Source organism: Mangrovibacterium sp., assembly GCF_059905295.1.
The window spans coordinates 1-5,347 of record NZ_JBZQJF010000064.1 but is presented as its reverse complement, the minus strand read 5'-3'; the positions used below and the strand labels follow the sequence as shown (position 1 = coordinate 5,347).

The following is a 5,347-nucleotide window of genomic DNA, read 5'->3' as shown; positions in this document are numbered from 1 at the left end:
GCCTTTCGTAAATCTGAGTTTTTATATTTAAAATAATATTAGTGTTGAACTTGTTGTATTTGCTTTTACGATTGCGTAAATTGTATTAGAACAAAAAATTATTTTAATTCTACTAAACATTGAGATATTATGAATGATGCTATTCGCTATATTATAGTTGGCATACTTGTCGTTTGTGGAGCAACTCAATTGTATGGGCAAAGTAAGGCTAATGAAAACGAAAAGGCACATCAAAATGTCTATCGTGATTTAGATAAAATTGGTGAGCAAATCCAGATTGCATTAGGCGATTTAGCTGCAGGAAATAGTCTGGAATTTGACGATGACGTTATCTTCTCCGAGAAAGTACTTCCGGAATTTTATAGAACCAGAGATTATAAGCCGGCCTGGAGTGATTATGCAACATTGCTGGATGCTTTAGGGGCGTTAGAGCATTCATGGGAAGACGGCTTGAATCCGGATGACTATCATGCCGGTCATATTCGGGCTGTCGTCCGTCAGATTAAAGCAAAACTTGGGGATAATGTCGTCGATTATCCGGCTGTAGCACGTTTTGATATTTTAGTAACTGATGCCGTTTTGTTGTATGCTTATCATATACTTGATGGGAAAGTGGATCCTGAATCATTGGATCCAAATTGGAATTATAGTTTTCGGGACATCAAAGAAAATGTGCCGGAAAAACTTCAACAAGCGATTCAGCACCATCAGGTTTCTCAAAGCTTGTATCGTTTGCGTCCTCGCTTGCAACTTTATCAATCCTATCGTGATTTAATGATAAAATACCAAAAAATGAAGGAGGAGGGGATTAGTTGGTCAAGTATCGGAGGGACTATGGTGATTAAAGTAGGCGAGGAAGATAAAAGAATTCCGGAGATTCGACAACGCTTACAACGAACTGGAGAGTTAACTGCTGGTTCTAATATGGAAAGTATGGTTTACGATGACCAACTTAAAACAGACATTGAGCGTTTTCAGAGAGCCAATGGACTCGATATAGACGGCGTTATTGGCCCGGGAACATTAAAGGCATTGAATGAGTCTTTGGAGTCCCGAATTGAGAAACTTAGGGTGAATATGGAGCGTGCTCGTTGGGTTGTTTCCAATTTGAGCGACCGTTATATTGTTGTTAATATACCGGCATTTAAGGCTTATTATATGGAAGACAATAAAATACGCTTTGCAACCAATGTGCAGGTCGGAAGACCATATACAAAGACTCCTGTATTTAAGGATCGATTAGCTTACATCGAGTTCAATCCGACATGGACTGTCCCTACTTCTATTATTCGCAATAGTATTATTCCTCACTTGAAAAAAGACCCGGGATATTTGGGCAAGAATCATTTTGACTTGCTGGATCAGGCCGGAAATATGATCGACACGTCTACAATCAATTTTAGTAAGATCAGTGCTTCTAATTTTCCGTATATCGTTCGGCAACGTCCGGGAAGCTGGAACTCACTGGGGCTTGTCAAATTTATTTTCCCGAACAAATATTCCGTATTTATGCATGATACGCCGTCCAAATCATTATTTGATCGTTCTGAGCGGGCCTTCAGTCATGGCTGTATCCGTACCCAACATCCAATGGAACTAGCAGCTATTTTACTTGAAGGAACGGCTTATAATAAAGCTAAAATTGACGAGATTATACAATCTGGAAAAACCACTCGCGTTAATCCGGCCAATGATGTTGATGTGATGTTGTTATACTGGACCGTCGGTTTTGATGAGAATCAAAAACTTACCTTCTATAAGGATATTTACAATCGCGATGGCAAGGTGCTGGAGCAACTGGAGTCTAAAAGCCAAAACCGTTCAAAAGGAAGATTCTGATTGGCATCAAACTCCGATGAACTGGTCGCCGAATGCTTGTTTTAAACGTGATTAGAATTGGTATAGATGTAAAGGCAGGTGCCGTCCTTAATACAGTTGATAATCTCTTTATTCAATTTGGTTGGTAAAGCAGGGCATCCCCAGCTGCGCCCTAACCGGCCATTGTGCTGGATGAAATTTTCGGATACATAATTGGCGGCATGGATGACGATAGCGCGTTCACGGGCGTGATCATTGATCCCTTTCTCCAATCCATCCAAACGCAGCGAATAGCCATGCTTCCCTTGGTAAGTTTCAGCTGTTGAATAAACTCCGGGACTGCTTTTGTACGACTGAACAGCATTGGAGAATGATGTCGCGTAGTTTATTCCTGAATTTCTGCCATGTGCTACCAAGCTTTCAAATAATAAGCGATTCTTCGCTAAATCAATTACAAACAGTCGCTTTTCCGTTGAAGGTTTGGTGAAATCGATGATAGAAATGATATGATCATTTTTGAAATGAAATTTGTGCTGTTCTTTAATTGCCTGAGCAAAAACCGGATAAGGAATCTTATTGGCAATATTTAATTCGGTATAGTGGATATACAAGCTGTCAATATTGGTTGCAGCTATCGCTTCCTCCCCCGAATTTTTATGCATTGGTGGGAAAATAAGCACTCCAATAAGAACAATGAAAAATAGAAAGAAAAAAGATAAGCCTCTCCGCATAAGCACATTTAATTGGCACAAATCTAGTAATTAGTTATCATTCCGGGAAATAGAAAGTTCTTAAAAAGTATTAATAAAACCTTTTAGATGAATGTTTTACATCATATTTCTGTCCCTTGACTATAACCAGAAGGGATAAAAGAGGTGTTTTTTTAATTTTGTTGAGTAGCTAAAATATATGACTTGGCAATAAATTAACCTTTACCTCAGAATTAGAATGGCTAATAAAAGGAGAAATGATGCGGGTAAGAAAAAAAAGAGCCACTTGTAAAAGTGGCTCTCGTATATGTGAAGTTTGGGATTAACTTCCAAAGTCGTCGAATAGAACATTCTCGTCTGGAACGCCTAAATCGTAAAGCATTTTTTGCACCGCTGAGTTCATCATTGGAGGACCACACATGTAGTAGTCTATTTCTTCCGGTTCTTCGTGTTGTCTCAGGTAATTATCGTAAATTACCTGGTGTACAAAGCCCGTCTTGTATTGAATGTCAGCTTTGTCAGCTTCCGGATCCGGACGGTCAAGAGCCAGATGGAATGTGAAGTTCGGGAAGTTTTTCTCAATCTCTTTGAATTGTTCGTAGTAGAACACTTCCTTCCAGGAGCGAGCTCCGTACCAGAAAGTCACATTTTTCTTGGTTTCTTTTACGGTGTGGAATAAATGGAACAAGTGTGAGCGCATTGGAGCCATACCAGCACCACCACCGATAAACATCATTTCGCTGTCGTTGTTCTTTAGGAAGAACTCCCCGAAAGGACCAGAGATAGTTACTTTATCACCCGGTTTGCGAGAGAAAATAAATGAAGAACAAACCCCTGGATTTATTTTCTTGAATCCACCATTTACACGGTCGAACGGAGGAGTCGCAATACGAATGTTCAACATGATGATGTTTCCTTCAGCAGGGTGGTTGGCCATTGAATAAGCACGGAATGTAGGTTCCGGGTTGCTCATTTTCAGGTCAAACATATTGAATTGTTCCCATTCTGAACGGAATTTTTCATCGATGTCCATATCCTTGAATTCCACATCGATTTTGGGAACGTCAATTTGAATATAACCACCAGATTTGAAATCCAATGTTTCGCCTTCCGGCAATTTCACAACAAACTCCTTGATGAAAGTTGCAACGTTGCGGTTCGAAACCACTTCGCATTCCCATTTCTTAACACCAAGAACTTCCTGGTGAATATGAAGTTTCATGTCTTCCTTTACCTTAACCTGACAACCAAGACGCCAATGGTCTGCTTGTTCTTTACGGGTAAAGAAGCCTGTTTCAGTAGGTAGGATAGAACCACCACCTTCTACAACCTGGCAACGGCACATACCACAAGTACCACCACCACCACAAGCTGATGGCAGGATTACTTTATTGTTACTCAATGTTGATAGCAACGTACCTCCCGGTTCAGTCTCGATCTCCATATAACCATCGTTAAGGTCAACCTTAACTTTTCCGGATGGAGTCAGTTTCTTTTTAACAAACAACAGAATTGAAACCAACAGGATGATCACTAAAAGGAAAATGATCACACTGGTAACAATAACTGTTGATTGAGCTGCTAATAATATCATAGTTCTCAATTTTTACAGATTAAAGTTTAATACCCATGAAGCCCATGAATGCAATACCCATTAGCCCGGTGATGATGAAGGTAATACCTAAACCACGCAACGGAGCCGGTACATTTGAATAACGGGTCTTCTCGCGGATTGCTGCGATACCAATAATGGCCAGGAACCAACCAATACCCGAGCCAACGCCATAAGTTGTTGCTTCGGCAATATTGTTAAAGGCTTTTTGTTGCATGAACAATGATCCCCCAAGGATTGCACAGTTTACAGCAATCAACGGAAGGAAGATCCCCAGCTGAGTATATAATACCGGCGCAAATTTCTCAACAATCATCTCAACTAACTGTACCATTGATGCAATAACTGCGATGAACATGATGAATGATAAGAAACTAAGGTCAACATCTGCAAATTGAGGTCCTAACCAAGACAAGGCACCTTCTCTCAACACTTTCGTTTCAAGCAGGTAGTCTACCGGAAGGGTGATTGCCAATACAAAGATTACGGCAGCTCCTAAACCGGCAGCGGTCTTCACTGATTTTGAAACAGCAAGGAAAGAACACATACCCAAGAAGTATGCGAACACCATGTTTTCAATGAAGATCGACTTGACGAATATATTTATAAGATTTTCCATATCGTATCTTAGATTGAATTTCTAAATTATTCTTCGATTAATTTCCGGTTTTTACTGCGTTGTACCCAGATGATAACACCAACAGTAATCAATGCCATTGGAGGTAAGATCATCATACCGTTATTGGAGTAGAAACCTCCGTTTGCGATATACCAGCTTTCAGGAATTAGTTTGAATCCAAACAAACTACCTGAACCCAGTAATTCACGGAAGAATGCGATGATAACCAGGATCATTCCGTAGCCAGCACCGTTACCAATACCGTCTAATAATGAAGGCCATGGTTTATTACCTAAAGCAAATGCTTCCAAGCGTCCCATCAGGATACAGTTGGTGATAATCAAACCTACGAATACCGATAATTGCTTACTAACATCGTACACGAAAGCTTTCAGAATCTGGTCAACCAAGATTACCAATGCTGCAATTACAACCAGCTGAACGATGATACGGATCCGGTTAGGGATACTATTACGCAAAAGCGAAATAATTACGTTTGCAAAGGCTACAACTGCTGTTACGGCGATAGCCATAACGATAGCCGGTTTCAATTGGGCTGTAACTGCCAGTGCAGAACAAATACCCAAT

5 protein-coding genes are annotated in these 5,347 nt (G+C 40.3%); 1 reads left to right on the top strand and 4 read right to left on the bottom strand.

Going from position 1 to position 5,347, the window contains the following annotated elements; genetic code table 11:
* Positions 1 to 129 precede the first annotated feature (129 nt).
* Complete coding sequence (locus AC37HE_RS03625; protein ID WP_500781421.1) at positions 130 to 1,839, top strand: L,D-transpeptidase family protein; 1,710 nt, start codon at positions 130 to 132, stop codon at positions 1,837 to 1,839.
* A 41-nt stretch (positions 1,840 to 1,880) separates the two neighbouring features.
* Here the strand turns inward: AC37HE_RS03625 and AC37HE_RS03620 are convergent, their stop codons facing one another.
* The 4 genes from AC37HE_RS03620 to AC37HE_RS03605 form a co-directional block, all read right to left on the bottom strand.
* Positions 1,881 to 2,480, bottom strand: coding sequence for a murein L,D-transpeptidase catalytic domain family protein (locus AC37HE_RS03620; RefSeq protein WP_500781420.1), 600 nt, complete (start codon positions 2,478 to 2,480; stop codon positions 1,881 to 1,883).
* A 370-nt stretch (positions 2,481 to 2,850) separates the two neighbouring features.
* Positions 2,851 to 4,122 carry an NADH:ubiquinone reductase (Na(+)-transporting) subunit F gene (gene nqrF, locus AC37HE_RS03615; RefSeq protein WP_500781419.1) on the bottom strand — a complete coding sequence of 424 codons (1,272 nt, stop codon included), beginning with the start codon at positions 4,120 to 4,122 and terminating at the stop codon, positions 2,851 to 2,853.
* Positions 4,123 to 4,141: 19 nt separating this feature from the next.
* Positions 4,142 to 4,759 carry an NADH:ubiquinone reductase (Na(+)-transporting) subunit E gene (nqrE, locus tag AC37HE_RS03610; RefSeq protein ID WP_500781418.1) on the bottom strand — a complete coding sequence of 206 codons (618 nt, stop codon included), beginning with the start codon at positions 4,757 to 4,759 and terminating at the stop codon, positions 4,142 to 4,144.
* A gap of 26 nt (positions 4,760 to 4,785) precedes the next feature.
* Positions 4,786 to 5,347 (bottom strand): NADH:ubiquinone reductase (Na(+)-transporting) subunit D (locus AC37HE_RS03605; protein WP_500781417.1); only part of this gene is annotated, 562 nt, incomplete at its 5' end.

What these genes read in the sequence shown, in the direction of transcription:
- AC37HE_RS03620 (WP_500781420.1), bottom strand. Translation starts at nt 2,480, where the DNA reads ATGCATAAAAATTCGGGGGAGGAAGCGATAGCTGCAACCAATATTGAC.
- nqrF (WP_500781419.1), bottom strand. Translation starts at nt 4,122, where the DNA reads ATGATATTATTAGCAGCTCAATCAACAGTTATTGTTACCAGTGTGATC.
- AC37HE_RS03625 (WP_500781421.1), top strand. Translation starts at nt 130, where the DNA reads ATGAATGATGCTATTCGCTATATTATAGTTGGCATACTTGTCGTTTGT.
- nqrE (WP_500781418.1), bottom strand. Translation starts at nt 4,759, where the DNA reads ATGGAAAATCTTATAAATATATTCGTCAAGTCGATCTTCATTGAAAAC.